This is a genomic window from Agitococcus lubricus (genome assembly GCF_003051055.1).
In the GTDB taxonomy this organism is placed as follows: Bacteria; Pseudomonadota; Gammaproteobacteria; order Pseudomonadales; family Moraxellaceae; genus Agitococcus; species Agitococcus lubricus.
In genome coordinates this window covers 224,472-247,465 of the sequence record NZ_QAON01000002.1, presented here as the reverse complement: position 1 = coordinate 247,465, position 22,994 = coordinate 224,472, and the positions used below count along the sequence as shown (strand labels likewise).

General features: G+C 42.3%; 17 protein-coding genes. 12 read left to right on the top strand and 5 right to left on the bottom strand.

From position 1 onward, the window contains the following. Nucleotides 1-156: 156 nt before the first annotated feature. Both C8N29_RS03535 and tadA read left to right on the top strand, forming a co-directional pair. Nucleotides 157-522 (top strand): hypothetical protein, encoded by a 366-nt coding sequence (locus C8N29_RS03535; protein ID WP_146164416.1) that lies wholly within the window; start codon nucleotides 157-159, stop codon nucleotides 520-522. Next, nucleotides 509-997, top strand: coding sequence for a tRNA adenosine(34) deaminase TadA (gene tadA, locus C8N29_RS03530; protein ID WP_107864653.1), 489 nt, complete (start codon nucleotides 509-511; stop codon nucleotides 995-997). Before C8N29_RS03535 ends, tadA begins: the two co-directional genes overlap by 14 nt. Here tadA and C8N29_RS03525 read toward each other — a convergent pair. Together C8N29_RS03525 and mltF are read right to left on the bottom strand one after the other, a co-directional pair. Continuing rightward, complete coding sequence (locus C8N29_RS03525; RefSeq protein ID WP_107864652.1) at nucleotides 986-2,671, bottom strand: hypothetical protein; 1,686 nt, start codon at nucleotides 2,669-2,671, stop codon at nucleotides 986-988. The two genes, tadA and C8N29_RS03525, sit on opposite strands and share 12 nt — an antisense overlap. Nucleotides 2,672-2,726: 55 nt before the next feature. Continuing rightward, nucleotides 2,727-4,088, bottom strand: coding sequence for a membrane-bound lytic murein transglycosylase MltF (mltF, locus tag C8N29_RS03520; protein ID WP_170106876.1), 1,362 nt, complete (start codon nucleotides 4,086-4,088; stop codon nucleotides 2,727-2,729). 611 nt (nucleotides 4,089-4,699) lie between these two features. On the opposite strand from mltF, the gene purL reads away from it, so the two are divergent. From purL to yjjJ, 4 genes are all read left to right on the top strand, one after another. After that, nucleotides 4,700-8,596, top strand: a complete 3,897-nt coding sequence (gene purL, locus C8N29_RS03515; protein WP_107864650.1) for a phosphoribosylformylglycinamidine synthase — start codon at nucleotides 4,700-4,702, stop codon at nucleotides 8,594-8,596. Between the two features lie 68 nt (nucleotides 8,597-8,664). After that, nucleotides 8,665-9,975, top strand: a complete 1,311-nt coding sequence (locus C8N29_RS03510) for a hypothetical protein (protein WP_107864649.1) — start codon at nucleotides 8,665-8,667, stop codon at nucleotides 9,973-9,975. A 1-nt stretch (nucleotide 9,976) separates the two neighbouring features. Further along, nucleotides 9,977-10,504 carry a hypothetical protein gene (locus C8N29_RS16950; RefSeq protein WP_204509265.1) on the top strand — a complete coding sequence of 176 codons (528 nt, stop codon included), beginning with the start codon at nucleotides 9,977-9,979 and terminating at the stop codon, nucleotides 10,502-10,504. A gap of 25 nt (nucleotides 10,505-10,529) precedes the next feature. After that, the gene (gene yjjJ / locus C8N29_RS03500; RefSeq protein WP_107864648.1) at nucleotides 10,530-11,843 is read left to right on the top strand and encodes a type II toxin-antitoxin system HipA family toxin YjjJ; all 1,314 of its coding nucleotides are present in this window, start codon (nucleotides 10,530-10,532) and stop codon (nucleotides 11,841-11,843) included. 172 nt (nucleotides 11,844-12,015) lie between these two features. Here the strand turns inward: yjjJ and C8N29_RS03495 are convergent, their stop codons facing one another. Together C8N29_RS03495 and C8N29_RS03490 are read right to left on the bottom strand one after the other, a co-directional pair. After that, on the bottom strand, nucleotides 12,016-12,897 hold the full coding sequence (locus C8N29_RS03495) for an aldose 1-epimerase family protein (protein ID WP_170106875.1): 882 nt from the start codon (nucleotides 12,895-12,897) through the stop codon (nucleotides 12,016-12,018). A 12-nt stretch (nucleotides 12,898-12,909) separates the two neighbouring features. Beyond that, a complete protein-coding gene (locus tag C8N29_RS03490; RefSeq protein WP_170106874.1) occupies nucleotides 12,910-14,211 on the bottom strand; it encodes a TIGR00341 family protein in 1,302 nt (433 codons plus the stop codon). 129 nt (nucleotides 14,212-14,340) lie between these two features. Between C8N29_RS03490 and nhaA the strand changes: the two genes are divergently transcribed. From nhaA to C8N29_RS03475, 3 genes are all read left to right on the top strand, one after another. Next, a complete protein-coding gene (gene nhaA, locus C8N29_RS03485; protein WP_107864645.1) occupies nucleotides 14,341-15,537 on the top strand; it encodes a Na+/H+ antiporter NhaA in 1,197 nt (398 codons plus the stop codon). Beyond that, on the top strand, nucleotides 15,530-15,841 hold the full coding sequence (locus C8N29_RS03480) for a YqfO family protein (RefSeq protein ID WP_107864644.1): 312 nt from the start codon (nucleotides 15,530-15,532) through the stop codon (nucleotides 15,839-15,841). Before nhaA ends, C8N29_RS03480 begins: the two co-directional genes overlap by 8 nt. A 331-nt stretch (nucleotides 15,842-16,172) precedes the next feature. After that, nucleotides 16,173-17,168, top strand: a complete 996-nt coding sequence (locus tag C8N29_RS03475) for an AraC family transcriptional regulator (protein ID WP_107864643.1) — start codon at nucleotides 16,173-16,175, stop codon at nucleotides 17,166-17,168. A gap of 41 nt (nucleotides 17,169-17,209) precedes the next feature. On the opposite strand, the gene C8N29_RS03470 is transcribed toward C8N29_RS03475, so the two are convergent. Next, a complete protein-coding gene (locus C8N29_RS03470) occupies nucleotides 17,210-17,758 on the bottom strand; it encodes a YfaZ family outer membrane protein (protein WP_107864642.1) in 549 nt (182 codons plus the stop codon). 516 nt (nucleotides 17,759-18,274) lie between these two features. On the opposite strand from C8N29_RS03470, the gene C8N29_RS03465 reads away from it, so the two are divergent. The 3 genes from C8N29_RS03465 to C8N29_RS03455 are packed head-to-tail and all read left to right on the top strand — an operon-like array spanning nucleotide 18,275 to nucleotide 22,973. Continuing rightward, nucleotides 18,275-18,826, top strand: a complete 552-nt coding sequence (locus C8N29_RS03465; RefSeq protein ID WP_107864641.1) for a TOL_0243 family YfiR-like periplasmic protein — start codon at nucleotides 18,275-18,277, stop codon at nucleotides 18,824-18,826. Between the two features lie 10 nt (nucleotides 18,827-18,836). Further along, complete coding sequence (locus tag C8N29_RS03460; RefSeq protein WP_107864640.1) at nucleotides 18,837-20,777, top strand: ATP-binding protein; 1,941 nt, start codon at nucleotides 18,837-18,839, stop codon at nucleotides 20,775-20,777. A 6-nt stretch (nucleotides 20,778-20,783) separates the two neighbouring features. Beyond that, entirely contained in the window at nucleotides 20,784-22,973 is a 2,190-nt protein-coding gene (locus C8N29_RS03455; protein ID WP_107864639.1) for a TonB-dependent receptor plug domain-containing protein, read from the top strand. The last annotated feature ends 21 nt before the right edge of the window (nucleotides 22,974-22,994 follow it).

The window sequence follows — 22,994 nt, the reverse complement described above, 5'->3', positions numbered from 1 at the left end:
ACCACCGCTCAACCAACGAAAATGTACCCTGAGCGAAGTCGAAGGGGTATTTTTAAGGGACAATGTTCTCTTAACTGACTGGCATTATTTGCTACAGCAAGCCTTTTTTATCCTCAAAAATGCGACTTACTTGACGACAAATAGGGATAACATACCTTGTCGATGCTTGCCAAAATAGAAAATGCCGAAGCAGCCATTTTAGAGTTGATGTTATTTTTTATTCGTCACAGTTTACCTGCATGGCCAGCTAAGCTCAGTACGGTTTTAGAGGCTTTACGTCAACAAAACCCACAACTGGCCTTAAGCGAATGGGCAAAAATTCCCTTAATGGGGGAAACAGGTTTAATGGAAGTGATAGTCAGTTATGACTATGGCTTTCATGTGCTTGACCCTAGCCAAGAGCAATCGCATTTTCAACGTCTGTTAGAGCAAGCTATGCACGCAATTAATAACTTACGTTTATATGTTCGTTCGGGTGTGAATAAACCGTTGATAGACATTTATCTTGATGTTAAGTCCTAATTTTTCTGAACAAGACCAGCAGTTTATGCGTCAGGCTTTGGCATTAGCACAACAAGCGGCTGATGTTGGGGAAGTGCCTGTAGGGGCAGTGATTGTGGTGGATGGGCAAGTGGTGGGCGAAGGTTATAATCAGCCCATAGCGACACATGACCCAACTGCCCATGCTGAGGTGATTGCCATTCGCCAAGCGGCACAAAAACGCCAAAATTATCGATTAGAAAATAGCACCTTATATGTGACCTTAGAGCCTTGTACCATGTGTGTGGGCGCATTGATTCATGCGCGAATTAAACGCGTGGTGTTTGCAACCACAGAACCCAAAGCAGGCTCGTTAGTCAGTGCCAGAAAACAACTAGAAACAGGTTATTACAACCATGTGTTTAAATTCGAAGGCGGTTTACTGGCTGATGAAGCCAGTACGCAGTTGTCGGACTTTTTTAGGCGCAGGAGAGAGGCGAAGCGTTTAGGGCTGTAAATTAGATGTAATAGCATCCATTGCAATTTTATTAAAAGCATAATGTGTTTGGATATGACCAGTTTCGAGAGTTTTTCCGTAAAAAACTTTTCCATCATGTTCGGTATAAAAGGGCTGAGCTAAATAGTTAATACCAAACTCAGGTTTGGAGTTAATATTAATCTTTAACACTTTTTGATTGTTGATAAGTTGTTCTTGCCAGTAGCCACTATTTGAAAAAAGCTTTATTTCTAATGAGTTAGAGTTTTTTATGGTTTGTTTGATTATGTTTAGCTGACCACTATTTAAGAACTGGAGGTGATAGTCAACATCATATCGATTTGTTGTGGAATCTGAACTTTCTTTGTATTGAACTGTGATACCCATTGTCGATAAAAAGTTATTAAAAGGTACTTGGTTGTTTATTTGTGCTGTATTTTTTAGGTCTTGTAGAGATAAAAAAGAATTATCATTACTTTGAGTATGCTCGTATTTTTCTTTTTTGCTAACGAAGTATATTTTATAGCTATACGATTCAGCTGGAAAAGTGGCAGATATAGGTGTTTTAATACTACTAATGAGTTGGAGTGCATTGAGGACATCATTTACTTTTAAATGAGATAAATTATATTTAAAAATGAAAATACTTTGATTGGTGTCATTGTTGATAGATATCCTATTTGATGTTTGCCAACCCGTATTAGTTAATAAAAAGCGATAAGTGAAATTGTTGAAAGTGTTAATTTCGGTGTTTGCTTTGTTGGCTATTGAGTATTCTGTTAGAACTTGTTCAATCTCACCTTTTGTTGTGGACTTGAGTGTAACGTATTGAAAATTAGATGAATAGTCTTTGATATATGGCGTAAATGGATAAATACTATACAAAGGAAAAGCACTTATAACGTTAGATGGGGATATATTAGTATGTGATTTAGTATAGTAAAGATAGTTTTGGGTTGCGATTCCATTAAAATGTGTCATAAAAGATGAAATACCTTTAATCTCGGACTCAAGTGTTTCAAAAGAGTATTTGACAGGAACTCGCATCTCAATAAAACTTAATCGATTTAATGTCACTGTATGAAAAAGATGTTTATAGTTTTTGATGGTATCAGGAGGATTATCTAGATTTTTCCCCCATTTTATACTTTCGTTTAAAACATCCAAAATCAGTTTACCACTTTCACTACTATCGCTCCGATAATCTTTAAACACATCAAAGTCTTTGACTTTTAACTGATAACTAACAATCTGACTAGCGGTATCAATATCCATACCTTGATGCAATCGCATCGTTTCCATCACAAAACTGGTTAAAGGACTAATGACAGCGTGTTTGCCAAGCGGTGTGGTTAAGCTATAAGGCTTGTCAATAATCTCTTTAGTGACAACATCCATCGCACCTTGCGGAATATAAGCAACAGTAGAAGACTGTTTTGCGGTTAAAGCATTTGCATTAAATTGATAAACACCTGATTGATTCGTTTTTGCTTGTGGTTCTTGCGCTTCGCACAATAAATTATCATTGCTATCTAAACAAACAATCGCACCCTGAATGGCATTAGCTCCTAAAACAAGGCCTTTTAATGTGGTCTGTGGGGAGTGAGGTGCTATATGACCATCAGGATTTTCATTACACGCCGCTAAAGCAATGAAAGAGCTGAATAAGGCTAAATGTTTAACTATGCGTGACATCGTGTCTTGTTCCTAATGCGGCTTGTTAGAGCGCAGAATTATATAATATAAACGACTATTCAGCCACGACCCACTTTTTATCTAAACTCGCCATCCAATGATGACGATTACCTTCTAATAATAAGGCATCATAATAACGTCGCACTTCTTGCACATAAACTAAGGCTTGGCCTGAGCGGGGGAGTTGTCGCAAATGACGACTTACATCTAACCATTTGTCGGGGTCATCACCATAACGTGCCGTCAGTTCTCTGGCTTTTAATACATGGCGATATCCCATGTTATAGGCAGCTAAGGCCATCCATGTTCTATCTGGCTCATGTACTGTTGCAGGGATTTTATCAATCATCCGTTGATAATAAGCCGAGCCTGCTAAAATGCTTTGTTGGGGATTGTTACGATTAGCAATGCCCATTTCTTTTGCGGTGCTTTTAGTAAGCATCATAATACCTGTTACACCCGTTGGTGATACTGCGGCAACATCCCACTTAGATTCTTGATAAGCAATCGCGGCGAGTAAGCGCCAATCCATATCGTGTTTATCAGCTTGTTTTTTGAATTGCGTTTGGTAGAGCGGTAAGCGTTGTTGGATGTCTTTTTGAAAAGTCATCACGCCAAAACTATTAAAGGTATTGCCCTGACTATAAAATGCGGTTAAGCGTTTGAGTGTGCCATCTTTGGTAGCGGTATCCAAAAAACGATTGGCAACACGTTGTAAGGTTTTATCTCGCGGGCGAATTGCCCATGATAATTGGGCATTATTTAATTCAGTTTTGATGGTTAAATCAGGAAAGCTCATACGACGCGCAGCAAATTCGCTATCGGTTAACACCGTATAATCGACCTCACCCGCATTAAGCTCACTGAGTAGGGTGTCTGGCGTTGCATGGCGAATTTCAACAACAGAGCCGTATTGTTGATGCAATACTGTCTGCGCTTCGGCGCTATTGGCGCTAACCGCAATTTTGGCCTCATCACTGACCGTATGTTGCCGATGTTTAATCAGTTGTAGACGCGTTTCTAAATACGGATGGCTGAGTAAGAGTTTAGCCAAACGGGGGTCGTCATTAACTAAGCCTGTAATGCCTATATCGGCTTCGCCTGCTTTGAGCGCACTAATGACAGCATCGGCATTGGGGGCTTGTTCAATGACTAGGCTCATATTCAGTTCGTCAGCCAATTGACGCAAAAGCTCATATTGTAAACCACGTACCCCAGCATCGCCGTGTGGTAAAAAAGTGGTAGGCCCTGCAACCCCAATCACACGTAGCTGGCCGCGTTCTAGCACTTCGTCGAGCGTATATTGTTTAGAAGGGTGTAAATTGAGGAGTGCCAGCAAACAAAGGCTAAGCATTGCCCCGCGCCATAGCCGCTGATGATGTTGGCGTAGGGTAGCAAAGGCAGTGGGAAAGCGCATAGTCAGCGCTTGGATAACAGCAGTATAAAACACATAAACGCATACGAAAAAAACGGTACAGCGTGAATAACATCGTTTGGCTGGCAAGGCCAATTTGCCTAACATGTATAGCACCTCATTAGAATAGATGGTCAACAGACACACAACGGTTGGGAGTTAGTCCTTATCCTAGTCTCCATATCACCTGAGTGGTTGGCGGTCTTGCTGTTGAGATGTTCCCCCTGTATTCGGTTTTTGTATGATAATTGAGCGAAAGTGCAAAATTTATACGACAGTCTAACAAAAGTCGAGTGAGTGCCGTCATTTTTCGTCTGTTTGTTAGACAATTTGTATCTAAATATGACTGAAATAGCGGTTGCACTGTTCAGGTATAGCATCGCAGACGTATCAAGATGACACTTGTGAATGGCAGACAATCTTTGCAGAATTGACGCCAATAACGACACGGCGTGGCAAAAAACGCTAAAAAACGGCCATCAGTACTGTAATAAGCCATCACCGCGTCTACGCTAATAATGTTATAATCTGCACCCTTCAAATTCTCAGCACTCTCGTGATGGTCTGTTGTTGTCACGGGAATGAATCTTTTTTTCCTAATGAGCGAGTATGTCATGTTGATTGTCAGTGGTGCTAAGGCGTTATCCTCTTTCAAAAGCCAACGTCTATTAGCCGATTTGCAAGCGATGGAGCCAAACATTGTTGGTTTAAGTAGTCGTTATGTGCACGTCGTATCAGTTAGTCAACCCTTAGATGAGCCACAGCAACAACAATTACAAGATTTGCTACATTACGGTGAAGAATTTAATGGCGAAGGGTTTAGTGATGCCGATTTTGATGCCATGTTTGTGATTACTCCACGCATTGGCACGATTTCTCCGTGGTCATCTAAAGCCACTGACATCGCGCGTAACAGTGGCTTAGATAAAGTACAACGTGTTGAGCGTGTTACCGTCTATTGGTTACAAACCACCCGTGAATTAAGCGCAGAACAACGCCAAGCCGTTGCCGCTAAATTACATGACCGCATGACCCAAAGCGTATTAGCCAGTGTCGAAGATGCAGAGGTGTTATTTGCCGAACATGAGCCACAGCCTTTACAAAAAATTGATATTTTAGGCGGTGGTCGTGATGCCTTAAAACAAGCCAACCAAGAATTTGGTTTTGCCTTATCCCCTGATGAAATTGATTATTTAGTTGACAGCTTTCAGCAATTAGGCCGCAATCCACACGATGTGGAATTGATGATGTTTGCTCAAGCTAACTCTGAGCATTGTCGTCACAAGATCTTTAATGCTGAATGGACAATTGACGGCGAAAAAGCCGATAAGTCTTTATTTGGCATGATTAAAAATACCTACAATCATGCACCAGCCAATATTTTGTCTGCCTATAAAGATAATGCTTCAGTGATTGTTGGTCATCAAGCTGACCGCTTTTTCCCAAATCCAAGCAGCAAAACCTATGGTTATAGCAATGAGCCTGTTCATATTTTAATGAAGGTTGAAACCCACAACCACCCAACCGCGATTTCTCCGTTTGCAGGGGCATCGACAGGTTCTGGTGGTGAAATTCGTGACGAAGGTGCAACAGGTCGTGGTGGCAAACCCAAAGCAGGTTTAGCAGGCTTTACCGTATCCAACTTACAAATCCCCAATTTTGTGCAACCTTGGGAAGTGGCTTATGGCAAGCCCAATCGTATTGTGTCTGCTTTAGACATTATGATTGACGGGCCTTTGGGCGGTGCAGCCTTTAATAACGAATTTGGTCGCCCCAATTTGTGTGGTTATTTCCGTAGCTTTGAATTAGCCGTCAATGGTGTTAATGGGCTTGAAGTCCGTGGTTATCATAAACCGATTATGATTGCAGGCGGCTTGGGTAATATTCGTGAAGAGCATGTGCAAAAAAATGCCATTCAAGCAGGTGATTGCCTGATTGTGTTAGGTGGCCCAGCGTTGTTAATTGGTTTGGGTGGCGGTGCTGCGTCGAGTATGGCCAGTGGTGCAAGCTCTGAAAACTTAGATTTTGCCTCGGTACAACGTGATAATCCCGAAATGGAACGCCGTTGCCAAGAAGTGATTGATGTGTGTTGGGCAATGGGTAACAACAATCCTTTAGTCTCTGTACATGATGTGGGCGCGGGTGGCTTGTCGAATGCGATGCCTGAATTAGTTCACGAGTGGGATTTAGGCGCAACCTTAGAGTTAAGAAAGATTCCTAATTTAGAACGTGGTATGAGCCCACGTGAAATTTGGTGTAATGAAGCACAAGAACGTTATGTGTTGGCGGTTCGTCCAGAACGTTTAGCCGAATTTGAAGCCATTTGTCAGCGTGAACGTTGTCCATTTGCGGTGTTAGGTCAAGCTGAGAAAGTACAACACTTAACCGTCAGTGACAGTCATTTTGCCAACAAAGCAGTCGATATGCCCATGCAAGTGTTGTTGGGCAAACCGCCAAGAATGTCGCGTCAATTTAACAGCCAACACATTGAACAAGCCAGTTTTGATAGCAGCCATATTGATTTAACCGAAGCCACAAAACGCGTATTACAAGTACCAACCGTCGCTTCTAAATCGTTCTTAATTACCATTGGCGACCGCTCGGTGACAGGTTTAGTCGCACGTGAACAAATGGTTGGTCGCTATCAAGTACCTGTTGCTGATTGCGCGGTGACTGCCAGTGGTTTTCATGCGTTTACAGGCGAAGCCATGGCAATGGGTGAGCGTACTCCCTTAGCGTTGATTGATGCAGGTGCTTCTGCACGTATGGCGGTTGGCGAGTCGATTACCAACATCGCTTCTGCCAAAATTGCTCAGTTAAGCGATATTAAATTATCAGCAAACTGGATGGCTGCGGCAGGTTATGGCATTGAAGACCAAAACTTGTTTAATGCGGTAAAAGCCGTGGGCATGGAGTTGTGTCCTGCCTTGGGTATTGCCATTCCTGTGGGTAAAGACTCGTTGTCGATGCGTACCGTATGGAAAGACGGTGAAGAAAACAAAGCCGTGACTGCACCTTTGTCATTGATTGTGTCTTCGTTTGCACCTGTCACCGATATTCGTCAAACCGTCACCCCTGAATTAAAAACAGACGTAGACAGCGTATTGATGTTGATTGATTTGGGTCAAGGCAAAAATCGCCTAGGTGGTTCAGTCTTAGCACAAGCTTATAGCCAAGTGGGGAATGTTGCGCCCGATTTAGATAGCCCCAACTTATTAATTGATTTCTTTAATGGCATCCAAGCACTCAACGGCAAGTTATTAGCTTACCATGACCGTAGTGATGGTGGTTTAGTGGCAACTTTAGCAGAAATGGCTTTTGCCGCACGTGTCGGTTTAGAGCTTGATTTATCTGCTTTAGCAAACAGCAAGCAACAATTAGCTGCCGTCTTGTTTAACGAAGAATTGGGTGCAGTGATTCAAGTGGCCAAAGCCGATGTTGATGCCGTGACAGCCGCATTTGCCAACACCAGTTTAGCCAATGCTGTGTCAGTATTAGGCGGCATTAACCTAACTCAAGACATTCGCTTTAATTATCAAGGCGAAATCGTGTTACAAGGCACACGCGCACAATGGCAACAAGATTGGGCAGAAACCAGTTATCGTATTCAAGCCATTCGTGACAATGCCGACTGTGCTGAGCAAGAATTTGCGTTAATTGCCGATGACACTCAAGCTGGTTTGATTGCTAAGTTAAGTTATGACCAAGATTTAGACATTGCCTTGCCATTTATTAACACAGGTGTACGTCCACGTGTGGCGATTTTGCGTGAACAAGGTGTCAATGGTCATATCGAAATGGCGGCTGCTTTTGATAAAGCAGGTTTTACCAGTGTTGACGTCCACATGAGCGATATTTTAACAGGCCGTATTAGCTTACGTGACTTTGTTGGTTTAGTGGCTTGTGGTGGATTCTCTTATGGTGACGTGTTAGGTGCTGGTGGCGGTTGGGCAAAGTCGGTATTGTTTAACAGTCGTGCGCGTGATGAATTTACCGCGTTTTTTAATCGTCCAGAAACCTTTAGCTTAGGGGTGTGTAACGGTTGTCAAATGTTGTCACAGCTCAAAGATTTGATTCCCCATGCTGAATTGTGGCCACGTTTTGTGCGTAACACCAGTGAGTCTTTTGAAGCGCGTACCTCCTTAGTCAAAATCGAAAAATCGCCGTCTTTATTCTTTAAAGATATGGAAGGCTCAATTATGCCGATTGCCGTGGCGCATGGTGAAGGTCGTGTATTGCATAACCATGTTGAAGTCTTAAATAACAGTGGTTTAGTGGCTGCTCGTTTTGTTGATGCGACTGGTGCAGCAACACAAACGTATCCATTAAATCCAAATGGCTCTCCGTTTGCAATTACCAGTGTCACCAGTGGTGATGGTCGTGCAACGATTTTAATGCCCCATCCTGAACGTGTGTTCCGTGGCGTGCAAAATTCTTGGCAGCCAAAAGATTGGCAACAAGATGGCGCGTGGATGCGTATGTTTAGAAATGCCCGAGTATTTGTGGGTTAGTTAAAATCTGTTATATTTAAAGGCGACGAAAGTCGCCTTTTTTTATGATAATTATAGGGATATATAGAATGCATCTTTTATTAGTACTGCTTTGTTTTTTGTCGTCGCTGACTCAGGCTGATATCTTTAAAGGACAAGAAAAGGATGGATATTTTTATCCTGAGTTTCAGGCATGGCGGGTTGTCGAGGCACGCTATTTATCGCCTATAAACGTCAAAACAGATGTCAGTGCAGTCCCACGTATCCTTTTAAACTCAATGGTTTATGTTGCTCCAAATTATTTCACCCTGAAATCAGTTAATTCAGGGGGAGATATGATTTTTCCTGCTTGTTTTGTTCAGGATAAAAAAGATACGCAAGCACAAATTTTATCTGATGATGGCATAGAATTTATCGGTGATTATGTTGACTTTAAACCTGCTAAAAAAGGTCTAGTTTATATTTTTTTATATAACAGTATTTTGTTAACGCTTAAGCAAGAGACGGAGTTCGATATAAGTCAAAGAGACAAGTTTGAAGAAGCGGTTGCTAAACGACAGAATATGCAAGGCCATTATCAATATATTGAATCTTTCAAAACAAAATATGCAGAGAAGCCTGATGTATTGGCTAAATATTTACCAGAAATCATAAAAAACGGTGCTACATTACTGCAAAAAAAAGCGTGTGATTTTATGCCAGCTCCCCAAGAAATGGCTACAGAACCAAAAAGTTTAAGAGTGATATTTCCACAATTAAATCAAAAAATTGTAGTGCCTGATGGTGTAATGAGTTTAGCTAAAAATATAAATATGGCCTATGGCAACACACACCATAAACAGTCTCGTTCAGTCGAATATGTCAGAAAAAATCAATGCGTATCTGAAATCTTTTTTAGTCATTACACCGTTATTAGTCAGGCCGATAATCATAGGGAAAAATTGAGAGTTACAACAGAGAGAACATATCGTCAGCATAACGCAAGCTCTATGGAGGGCGTTATCACCAAAGGCTTTATGGGGACTTTAGATACGGCAAATCTAGCAATAACAACCGTACGTAGTACATCCTATATGGAGTGGTTAAAATTATTTTATCAATTAAGAACATCTGGTCTAAAGGTTGAAGGTTTACATTTATCTGATATGTTTGCCAAAGCATCGGGTGCTAGTTGTCATCGTGAACAATATCGTAAAAAGTTTAATGTGAATCAAATGCTAACACTCTTTGATGGTTTTCAAGGTTTTACCTTAGAAGGCAAACTTTTAGAAGATTATCCTAGTAAATGGGAAACAAATGATTTATTAGTCTTAACTGCACCTGAGTATAAAATTAAGATTTATGATAGTGGTCAAGATGAGTTAACGGTATTTTTAGAATACCCCATCGTGAAGGAGTAATATGCGCCACTTTTTTATCTTCCTCATCACCTTATACCAAAAGTACATCTCGCCATACAAAGGCTTTAGATGTGCTTATGCTGAGTTTACGCGTCGTGCCACGACTAGCGCGTTGAGTGAGGCACAAATGACATTAGGTCATTTGTCGTCCGAACGAATAAGCGATAACAGCGTAAACGATAAAAAGAATTATCACGACTCATTATCCTGTTCAGCCATAATCAAAAACATCATTGCCGAACAGGGTTTATTCGCAGGTTGGCCGTTAATAAAACAGCAATTTAATAATTGTCATTTGGCTTACCTCGCCTTAGAAACGGAACGCGAAAAGAAGGAGCGAGAGCGCCGCGAACGGCGTTTGCGGCGTGAGCCATGTTTTAGCAAAAAAGATAAATGTGATTGTGGTTTGAATAGTTTGGATTGTTTGCCCGATTTGCCCTGTGACGCTAATCCTTGTAATTATTATACGTTTAAAAAATCTATTCACCAAAAGCGTCAACATCCTCATAAATATGATATAAGAGAATAAAAATAACCCAAAAAATCTATTCATCATGCAACCAACTTTGCTCAAATTATTAGCCAAACAGCCGCAATCGGCCAAAGAGCTAACCCAACAACTCAATATCTCGCAGCCGACTTTATCGCGTTTAGTCAAACAGCAGCCTGCCATTATTAAAATTGGCAAAGCCCGCGCTACGCAATATGCCTTGCAACGTCCGATTCGTGATATGGGTAGTCAATGGCCTGTTTACCGAGTGAATGAACAAGCAAACATCAGTTTGGCAGGGCAGCTCATTGCCATTCATCCACATGGTCTTGTGTGGCACGATGCACTGACCCAAAACGATACGCTTTACGAAAGTTTGCCGTGGTTTTTGTGGGATATTCGGCCACAAGGCTTTTTGGGGCGTGAATTTAGTGCCATTCATCAGCAACTTGGCCTTAATCCACGTTTACAAGATTGGCAAGATGACGATGTCTTAACCTTTTTATTAAAGTTTGGTTTTGTTCAGCCGAGTCATTTTTTAGTGGGCGAAGAAAGTTGTTTGTCTTTTTTGCGTTTACAACAAGATGTCTTGCAACCTGATGAGGAGGATGGTTGGCTAAAAACCCGCGCCTCGTATGGCCAAGAAGCGTGTAAAGTGATTCGGCATGATATTGCCCGTTCTTCTGCGGCAGGGGAGCAACCCAAGTTTGGCTTATTTGTGTTGGAACAACAGCAAGCCTTTGAGTTATTAGTAAAATTCAGTCCACCTATCACCAGCGAGAATGGTCAGCGTTGGTCAGATTTATTAATTGCTGAGCATTTAGCTTTAAAAACTTTACAACATTTTGGCATTGCTGCGGCACAAAGTCAGATTGTGCAAACCGCAGGGCGTACCTTTTTAGAAGTGCTACGTTTTGACCGAACAACCTTGTTGGGACGTAAAGGCATGGTGTCTTTAGAGGCGGTGAGTAATGAGTTTATTGGCCATAACAAAGCGTGGGACGAACAAGCCAAATCTTTACTCACGCTTGGAAAAATCTCAAGTACAGATTATCAATCAATTCTCAAGGTATTTGCGTTTGGCCGTTTAATTGCTAATGAAGATATGCACAATGGCAATTTAAGTTTCTTTTTAGCAGCCGACTTTAGTTTAAGCCTTGCACCGATGTACGATATGTTGCCCATGCGTTTTGCGCCAACGATTCATGGTGAAGTGGTTGAGCGTGAGATAAAACCTGTTCAAGCGACAGCATTAACACAACCCATATGGTCAGAGGTCAGTGGTTGGGCATCATCTTATTGGCAGCAAGTCGCGCATCATCCGCAAATTAGTGCCGAGTTTAGAGCGATTGCCGCACAATATCACCGTATGATGTAGGATGAGTTGAGTGTCGTAGCCCGTATTGAGTATCGCGAAATACGGGATTAAACTCATTAAAAACAAAGATTTATTTCTTTGCTCTTGTCATAAACCCGTGTTTCGTTGCACTTCACACGGGCTACTTGCTACTCGCTGAGTGTAGTCAAATGGTAGCTGAGCGTAGTCGAAGCTAAAAAAACACTATTTGATACTCGGCTGTAAAACGCTCACCACTCCCTAACTGCATAATTCCGCGTTTGTTAACTAACTCAGGTGCGCCATTTTCTAAGTCTGCATGACCAAACCACGGTTCAATACACAAGAACGGTGAGCGTTTATGTTTGCCATCGGCAGTCCATAACGCGACTTCAGGAAACCCCTTAAAATCAACCGTGACACCGTGTCCATGATGGCGATTTTTGAGGGTAATTTGTTGAATTTGTTGATGAGGAAACACAAGGGCATCAACCTCAAAATAGTGATAACTCAACGCAAATTGTTGTAGTGGCTCTTGAAAAGGAATGTCTTTAGCAACCAGTTGCATACGTTCATTTAATTGCCATAAGTGATATTGCTGATGGGTGTCAAATATCACATTGTAATCTTCAAATTGGTCATCGGCATGAAGTTGTGTAGAAAATGCAGGGTGTGCGCCAATCGAAAAGGGTAATGAACAAGCATTAGGATTATCTACATGCCATGTCACACGGAGGCTGTTTTCTGTGAGACGATAAATCACCGACAGCACAAAGTTAAAAGGATAACGGGCTTGATGTTCCGTTTGCGCGTGTAGTACAAAATGTGCGCTATTGGCATCATGGTGCACACAGTCAAATACATCATCACGAGCAAAGCCGTGTTGCATGATTTCGTAGATTTGTCCGTTGATGAGCGTGGTATTGTTGGTTAAACGTCCCACAATCGGAAATAAAATTGGTGATGTTCGACCCCAAAATTCGGGGTCGGCACGCCACATATAGTCAATAGCGTGTTGTTTATGTTTGACGCTTTTTAGTTCAGCACCTACGCCATGAATGGCAATCTTTAAGGTCTCGTTTTCTAAATGATACACGGCGTTGATATCCTATAACGGGGGATTAAAAACAACGACAACCTGCTCTTGTTTGAGCCGTTGTTTTAGCCAAGCATGAATGAGGGAGTGTGAGGGTGTTGGTTTCAGCAATGGGCTTTGTGTGCGAATAATAACAAATTGCGTTACGCTTTGAAGCCTGCTTGACTCACTAATCTGTCCTAATTCTACACTGCTGATTTCGGGATAAAAGACCTGTAATTCGGTCAGTAAATTATGAGCCAAATTGACAGTGACGGTATTGGCCGATGTTTGCTGGAGTTTGCTGAAATCTTCGCGTAAATGCGATACTTCTTTACGCAACAGCTCGGTTTGGTGATTAATGTCACCCAATTGAGAAAAGGAAAAACCTTGTTGAATCGTCAATTTAGCTGCCAAACCGCGACTTTGTGCAAGCTGTTGTAGTTGCTGTTGCTGTGCCTCACTCAGTCCCACTCCACCAAAAATCAAATTAATCTGTCGTCTGGCAGGTTGGACGTCATATTTTAATAAGTAATTGTTCTCGACTTTGATTTGATTGACGAACTCTTTAACTTCTCGTTGAAACTGGTCCTGACGAATAAAGCTAATACCCAAAAAAATACTGGGCACTAAGGTCAGCGCAACAATAAAAGTGACATAACGGTTGGCTTTTCTCTTTTGTGCTATATCGGCTTGTTGAATCAGGGGTTGACCAAATAAACGCGTGGTCACTAAGGCGGCTAAGGCAATAAATACCGTATTGATAGCCAGTAAATACAACGCCCCCGACACAAAGTTAAACTGCTGCGAGGCCAAACCATAACCTGCGGTACATAGCGGCGGCATTAAGGCGGTGGCAATAGCAACACCTGTGATGACATTGCCTTTGTTACGGCTGACAATGGCAATAAAACCCGCTAATCCACCAAAAAAAGCAATCAGGACATCGTAAATAGTGGGTGTGGTACGTGCGAGTAATTCGGAGTGCGCTTCGTTGAGGGGCGATACACTAAAATACAAAGTTGACACAATCAGGCCGATGACAAGTGCAAACAAATAATTTTTAATGGCCTGACGGACTAAGTCAAAATCATACGTTCCTAAGCCATAACCCATGCCAATAATCGGGCCCATTAACGGAGAAATTAACATTGCACCAATAATCACGGCGGTGGAATTGACGTTTAAGCCAACACTCGCCATTAGAATGGCGACCATCAAAATCCATAAATTTGTACCTCTAAAGACAATACCACTGAGAATGTTGTCATGGATAGTTTGTGGGGATTCTTGCTCGTGCGCTAAGCTAAAATGCTTTGCTAAATGACTTAGCATGGGACATGCTCCATAAATCATGGAGTAATAACGAACGATATACCGAGCAACAACTGGCTTTTGTAAGTTTTGTAACCACCAGCTTACAAAACAGGCACTAGCGAATCAGTAAAAAAAGGAGAAACTTTGATGCAGCAATCATCACAAGGCAACACAGGACTTTGGATATTAACTACCTTACTACAACGTTTTTTACGCAGCGAAAGTAAGGCGGGTATTATCTTGATGCTGTGTACAGTGATGTCACTCAGCTTAGCTAATTCAGGAATTGGCGAGAGTTACACGCATTTTTGGCATATAAAAATTGCAGGCATGAGTCTGGAACATTTTATTAATGATGCACTCATGGCCATTTTCTTTTTATTGGTTGGTTTAGAAATCGAACGACAAATTTATGTCGGGGAGTTGCGCCAGTTAAAAGCAGCGTTATTACCTATCTTTGCGGCGATTGGCGGTATGTGTGTGCCTGCACTGATTCATTACGGTTTTAATGCGGGTACACCCTATCAAAGTGGTTTTGGTATTCCTATGGCCACCGATATTGCGTTTGCATTAGGCGTGTTATTGTTATTGGGTGATAAAGTACCTGTTACCCTAAAAATTTTCTTGGTTGCGCTGGCCATTATTGATGACTTGGGAGCGATTATCGTCATTGCTATTTTTTATAGTAAAGGCATTGCATGGGCGTATTTATCCGTTGCGCTGGCTATTTTTATAGGATTAGCCATCTTAAATCGTCTACAGGTGAATCGTTTAAGTCCTTATTTACTTGGTGGCGCAGTTGCATGGTACTGCATGTTACATTCAGGGATTCATGCCACCATCACAGGCGTTATTTTGGCCTTCTTAATTCCCTTTCGTGATGGAGGAGAGCAGTCACCATCGTATATTTTGGAACATAAATTAACTGGTGTAGTTGCTTTTATCATCTTACCGCTCTTTGCCTTGGCCAATACGGCGATTGTTATTCCAAACACATGGGCAGACCAATTATTGACCACACACAGCTTAGGTATTATGTTGGGCTTAATTTTGGGTAAACCCATCGGCATATTTTTATTTAGTTATTTGGCCATTCGTTTAGGTTGGTCAAGTTTGCCAACGGCAATGACATGGCGTCATGTTTGGGGCGTTGGTTTACTCGCAGGGATTGGCTTTACGATGTCGATGTTTATTACCGTCTTAGCGTTTGATTCGGCAGCGCTCATTATCAGTGCTAAGATTGCCATTATGCTGAGTTCTTTGGTTGCCGCGATAGTGGGGGTGACATGGCTACTTTGTGTTGGCCGCTCGCCTAGCCCCATGGAGCAAAAAGTGAATGTATAAAATAACGTTTTACGTGCCTGTGACGCATGTTGAGAAGGTCAAAAATGCCTTATTTGCCGCAGGCGCAGGGCGTATCGGGGATTATGACTCGTGTGCGTGGCAGGTGCTAGGGGTGGGGCAGTTTCGTCCTTTAGCCAATGCACAACCGTTTTTAGGACAAATAGACCAGATTGAGCAAGTTGCAGAATATCGGGTCGAAATGGTTTGTGAGGCGGCGTGTATTGAGGCGGCAATACACGCACTTAAACAAACGCACCCTTACCAAACACCTGCCTATGATGTCTTAAAAATGGAAGCATTTTAAGATAAATGGCTGTGGTATCGCTATCAGTCAAGGGCATATAAATGCACTTGAAATAGCGACACAGCCCTGTGGATTTCGAGGATGAAACGCGTACTTCACTGTCCTTAGACCCTATCTATAAGTCTGATATTACACAAAGAGACCCATTAAATTTTATCTTGGTGACACAGCAAAAAAGTCAATTCCATATAGGCAATTGCTTGATTTTATAAAAAATAGTGCTTTACTATTAGTCATTCACCCCTATGCTACTGTCGCATATCGCCTATAAAAGTGACCAATATCGATAGGGAAATATGTCATTGCCTTGTTTTGATTTAAGAGAAACATAATGTCTGAACGTACTGATGCCGCCATTTTATTACGTTTTATTTATCAAGCGATGCGTAATGCGGGTCTGCCTGCGGAGAAAGTACTGATGGGGGCAGGTGTGGGGCTTAATCGTTTAGACATGAATCAACGTACGCCATCTGCCGCACAAGTTGCGTTTTGGCATTCTGCCGAAGAAGTTTCCAAAGACCCGCATATTGGCCTTCATTTAGGTGAACATTTGCCTTTGTATAGAGGTCAAGTGTTAGAGTATTTGTTTCTCAGTAGTTCAACCTTTGGTGAGGGCTTAAAACGGGTATTGGCGTATCAGCGTCTGATTAGTGATATGTTACAAGCACAATTGATTATTCAAGATGATGAGTGTTACTTAGCCAATATGCTCAATGATGCCACCTTTCGCCATACGGCAGAATGTATTTTGGTGGCGGTATTACGTTTCTTCCGTTTTGTCTCCGAGGGGCAGTTTCAGCCCTTAATGGTTTATTTTACTCATATTGAGGGGGCAAATGCCGAAGAATACGAACGCGTCTATGGTTGTCCTGTGGTTTTAGGTGCGGACGAAATTCGCTTGTACTTCAAGCCAGAGGTTTTAAATACGCGTATTTGGCAAGCAGAGCCTGAGTTGTTGCGTTTTCATGAGCAATTGGCACATGAAAAATTACAAGAGTTAGCCCGTTTTGACTTGGTGGCAGAGGTGAGACGAGCGATTGGTGAATCTTTAGAGAGTGGCAATACCAGTTTAGAAACGGTGGCCAAACGTTTAAGTGTCGCACCACGACGTTTACGCAGTCAATTAACGGAGGCAGGGACGAGTTTTAATCAAGTATTGGCAGACTATCGTTGTCGGCTTGCTAAGCGCTTACTGGCTCAAACGAGTGAAAGTATCGAGCAGATTGTGTATTTGACGGGATTTTCTGAACCGAGTACCTTTTATCGCGCTTTCAAACGTTGGACAAATTTAACACCTATTGAATATCGCCGTAAAAAACAGTCCTAATTAACCAGCTTGCAGGGCGAGCAAGCGCTCACCCTAAGCAATTAGAAGTGAAACTGAGCGCCAATCATTGCGCCATCATATAATTTCACGCCATTTGCTTGGTCGTAGTCGGCACGATTATTTCGATAACCTACATAGCCCGTTAATTGCTCACTGACTTTATATTCGCCACGCAATTCAAATTCACGGTAATTATCCATATCACCAAACGATAATACGTTAGGTGCTAAATACAAACTGGCAGCGATTGCCAGTTTTTTGTCGGCAGCAGGGGTGACACGCAGTGTGCCACCAATGGCGATGGCTGTGCCGTCGGGTAGGTCGTCATGTTGTTGAAAAACGGCCTTGCCACCAATAGCACCCGATAAGTCATTATTAAATTGTTGATTCAAACCTAAACCCGCACTAAAACTATTGCCTAAGTCTTTGACATGTGTCCATGCAAAATCACTTTGGTAGTTAGCATCTATACTATGTTGGTAGTTGATGCGTAAAGCATCATCATTTAAGTCTAAGGATAAGTTATCGGCAGTGGCATAAGAGGCCAAGCTAGCCAACACAATCGCGAAAGAGTGAGATAATAATTTCATTGTTTGCTCCAAGAAGGTGCGTTAAGGTTGTAAAAACCTTATAACGTGCTGGGTATGCTTGAAAAGATGAGTTGTGTAAATACTTTGTTACAATTGCAAAAAGTATATCGTAACTGTGGACAGTTGGCAGTAGATTGACCGTATTTTTGTCACAAAGGCGAGAAAATATGGACTAAACTGACTGAATAATGTCAGAAAAATCAGTATAACTCATAAAAAAATCAGCAAAAATCGCGTGCCCGCTATTAAAGTCACTGTTTATCTGGCCATAATAAGGAATAATAGGCAGGGTTATCGTGCTAAGTATTTTTGTGATGTGACTGCCTATGACGCATGATGAGTAAATTGACGGGTCAGCTAGGTTGCTGACGGAATATGACTGCGTATAAACGGTCAAGCATTGCTGATAATCTGCATATAAAATGGCTATAAATCAATTAAACAGATAACTTGTCGCTAAATAAAAGGTCTGATGGGTCAGTTATTGTTGTTCTAGCGCTCCTAAAGGGGAAGGTTATGGGGCATCGTCTCTCGACGGTGAAAAGTCTGTTGTTACTAGGCATGTTGAGTTTGCTTAGCCTCAGCCTATTTGCGCGTGGTGAGCCAAGTGAAGACCAAGTAAAGGCAGCCTTTGTGTATAACTTTGCCAAGTTTGTCGAGTGGCCAGATAACGCGTTTGACAATAAAGAAACGCCGCTTAATCTATGTGTTATCGGTAAAGATAGAGTCGGGGCTGCATTACAATTATTAGAGCAGCGAGAAGCCCAAGGTCGCCAACTCCATGTCACGGCCTTATTAGCCAGTAAAGACACCCTAAAAGGAAGCCGTTGTCATATTTTATTTATTGCGAGTAGTGAAGCCGCGCGTCAGCAAGAAATTCTTGAGCAGTTTTTAGATGCCCCTGTACTGACAGTAGCCGATAATTTAGACTTTGTTAAACAAGGTGGCATGATTAGTCTTTATGTAGAAGAGCAACGTGTGCAGTTTGCCATTAATCAAAGTGCAACACATAATAATGGCCTCAAACTGAGCGCGCGCATGCTTCAGCTTGCGCGTGTACCAAGGTAGGTGGCTGAGAATGCAAAGTTTAGCCCATTTACCCTTAGAACAAAAATTACGCCGTATTCTCCTCATCAGTGCAGGGGTCGCTTTATTTATTGCATGGCTAACCTTCGCTGTTACCTCAATGGTCAAGCTACACCAAGATACCAATCAACGGTTGACGACCTTAGCTCAGGTCACGTCATTTAATAGCCAAGCGGCATTAACCTTTGATGACCCCAAAGAAACAACCAATGTCTTAAGCTCCTTGCGTAGTGACCCGAATATTGTCTACGCCTGTGTGATTCGCGCATCAGGACAGGTCTTTGCCGAATGGCATAAAGTCACACATAAAAACCAACAGCGTTGTTTAGATAAGCCCGATAACCGTGATGATTGGCTGATACGAACGCTGCATATTAAAGAGGCCATCTTTTTAGAAAATGAACTGATAGGCCACTTGCATATTGACCTTAATATGATGCCTTTATGGTTAACGCTGGTGATGTATTTATTAGCCTTAGCCGCCTTTTTAATCTTGGCATTATTTGTGGGAGCATTATTAGGCCTGCGTTTAAGTAAATATTTAACTGAACCCATTTTAAGTTTGGCTTCTATGGCCGAAGAAGTGTCACAACAAAAAAACTATGCCTTACGGGCAATGGGTAGTGGGCCTGATGAAGTAGGTCATTTGGTTGACCGTTTTAACGAAATGCTGGCGCAAATAGAGCAGCGCGATGTGGAATTAAAAGAACACCGTGAAGGCTTAGAACAACTCGTCACACAACGGACTTATGAATTAAATATTGCCAAAGAAACCGCCGAAACGGCCAATCGTGCCAAATCACAATTTTTGGCGACCATGAGTCACGAAATTCGCACCCCCATGAACGGTATTTTGGGGATGTCTGAATTATTACTAGGCACATCTTTAGATTCTAGGCAACGCCGTTATGTCGAAACTGTTCATGGTTCTGGTGAGGCTTTGCTGCTGATTATTAACGATATTTTAGATTTTTCTAAAATTGAGGCGGGGCGTTTATTGTTAGAATCTGTCGATTTTAGTCCTAAAATCATTGTGCAAGATGTGGTGAGCTTGCTGTCAGAACAGGCACACCGTAAAGGTTTAGTATTAACCTGTCAGATTGAAAGTGATATTCCCCCGTTGTTAAATGGCGACGCAAATCGCTTACGTCAAATCTTACTCAACTTGGTCGGTAACGCACTCAAATTTACTGAACAAGGCTTGGTCAGTATTCATGTACAACGCTCACGCTTAAAAGAAACTACCTTAGAGTTTAAGGTCTCGGATACAGGCATTGGCATCAATCCTGAAGTGCAATCGCATTTATTTCAACCGTTTATTCAGGCCGATAGTTCCCATGCGCGGCGTTTTGGTGGCACAGGTTTAGGCTTAGCGATTGTCAAACAATTAGTCGAACTCATGGGGGGACGTATTTTTGTCCGTAGCGAATTAGGGCAGGGCAGTTGTTTTGAATTTTCCATTAGTTTAGCGCCTGCACAACACGATGAAACACAGTTGCCAACCAACCCACATACAACGCAAAGTAACCGTAGCTCGTGGCAAGGTTGTCATATTTTGTTAGCAGAAGATACACCGACCAATCAAGACGTGATGAAAGCAATGTTGCATGCCTTGGGTTGTGATGTCGATATTGTGGTCAATGGTCAACAAGCCTTAGATGTACTTAAAAATTCGCATTACGATTTAGTGTTAATGGATTGCCAAATGCCTGAAATGGACGGTTTTGAGGCAACACGTCGATTTAGAGACTATGAACAGACACAGGGGGCTAAAAAAACGCCGATTGTCGCGGTGACAGCCAGTGTCTTAAGCGACGAACGAGCAGCCTGTATGGCATGCGGCATGGACGATATTTTGGCCAAGCCCTTTAAGCGTAAAGAGTTGTCGATGATATTGGAGCGCTGGCTAAAACCACAAACTGCACAGAAGTAAATTAGCATGATAAATGCTTCGTATAATAATAAAGAGTATATGCAGATTGGTTGTCAACAAACAAAGCAGATAGGCTTTGCACTCACCTTTTGTCTGTACGCCTCAGTCGCCAGCGCAGTCGACAAAACAGAAGGCACGTTATTTGATATGCCTTTAGAGTCCTTATTGCAGCTTAAAGTATCCGTCGCCTCCCCGTTTCAAGAGCGAGTAGCGAATACCGCCGCATCGGTCTATGTATTGACCCCAGATGATTGGCAACGCCGCTCAACCCATCGTTTAGAGCACGCTTTAGAGCAAGTCCCCGCCTTGGTGTCGTATCCCTCCTTAGGTACGGCCTATATGACCGCTATTCGTGGGTATTCAACCGAGTTATCTGTACGTGGGATTGCGAATTTACTCGATGGTGTGCCTCTGAATAATTTTAGTTATGCGGCCAGTGTCTATGATTTACCTTATGTGCCTTTAGAGTTATTGCAACGGGTAGAAGTGATTAGGGGGCCAGGGAGTACCTTATATGGCAGTGATGCATTTCACGGTGTATTGTCTTTATCCACACAAGGCGTCCTGAGTGACGAACAACGTGTACAAATCAGTGCTAGCTCAAATCAGCGTTATAACGTCAGTGCTAAAAATAGTTTAGCTTCGGAGCGTCTGAGTTTGCAAATGGGAGCAGCATACACCGATTGGCAAGGCCATGCTGTTGATTATCAATATACAGATATCAATAGCCAACACGTTAAAACCAGTGAAAGACAACACATATTATCCGATAAAACAGGCTATTTACATCTTATACTCGGTGATAAAACGGAGGAGTTAGGCGCATGGGGCGTGAGTGTTTATAGCAACGATTATCAGGCGCAAGATTTTGCAGGTGGAGGTACACAGTTCTATCCGCCTGTTACCCGTATCTTACAATTAACAAACTTAAATTTAGCAGGTAGCGAAGACGTCAGTAGCCAAGAATCACGTTTTTCATTGTGGAAACTCACCCATGAGCGATTATTAACTGCCGATATCGAGCTAAGCCTTAAGGCTTATGAATGGCAAAGTCAACAAACATGGGTTTTTGACTTTAGTCAATATCCACAAGAATCGACTTTATTAAATGGCCAAATGGTGCCTTGTCGCCAACAAGCGATGGCAGGAGCATCGCCCTTGTTTTGTCCCCATTATTTAGAGCAAGGAACAGCCGATACCCGCCAAGGCCTCGAGTTGTTGATTAAATCAGATAAGGGGTATAGCGGCCAATGGGCGATTGGTTTAGGACGGGATGATGAGCAAGTAGAAAAAGCGACGGTGCGACGTATTGGCGTGAATCAACAGCTATATGTAGATGCACATGCGCCCTTTGAGGGCAAAGGTCGTACTATCGACCATCTTTTTTTCCACGTACGACATCCTTTATGGCGTGATGACTTACAAATGATTTATGGTCTCCGTTGGGATGATTACAGTGATATTGGCAGTGCCACATCACCACGTTTAGGCTTTGTGTGGCAATTTAGTGACGCATGGACACATAAATTATTGTATAGCCATGCGTTTAGAGCACCAAGTGCAGCAGAACGGTTTGGCTCAGGGGCAGGGTCGCAACAATTTCCGAATCCCAATATTAAACCAGAAACCATAGATACCTTTGAGTGGATTAGCCAGTATCAGGCTGAGCAACAGCAACTCGAGCTAACGGCATTTTATAATCATTGGCAAGACAGTATTGTTTTGACACCCATTACGCAGGTATTAAATCAGTACATCAATACAGGCGAAAATAAAGCCTATGGTTTAGAGTTAGTACACAAGTGGGACGCACGGCCTTGGCAAATACAGAGTAGTGCTGCTTATGTAATGAGTAAAAACGATACGACAGGCCAACGCTATACCACCTTTCCACGCTACAGTGCGAGTCTTGCTGTGGGTTATCAATGGCCACAATATTGGTCAACATGGCTACATCAACGCATACTTTTGCATCAAACAACAACAGACGTATTGGCTACCCAAACCTTGAAAGAGGCAGATGACTACTATCGGACGGATTTGACGATACAGTATCAACGCGATAAGCAACGGTATTTTTTAGATGTGCGTAATCTGTGGCATCAAGGTTTGACTGTGCCGTCTTTATATAATGCCGAAAATGGTATTCCAGAAGAAGGGCGTGTATGGCGTATTGGCTTAGATTGGCAGTGGTAGTGTTTGTCTGTTGAGTCCATT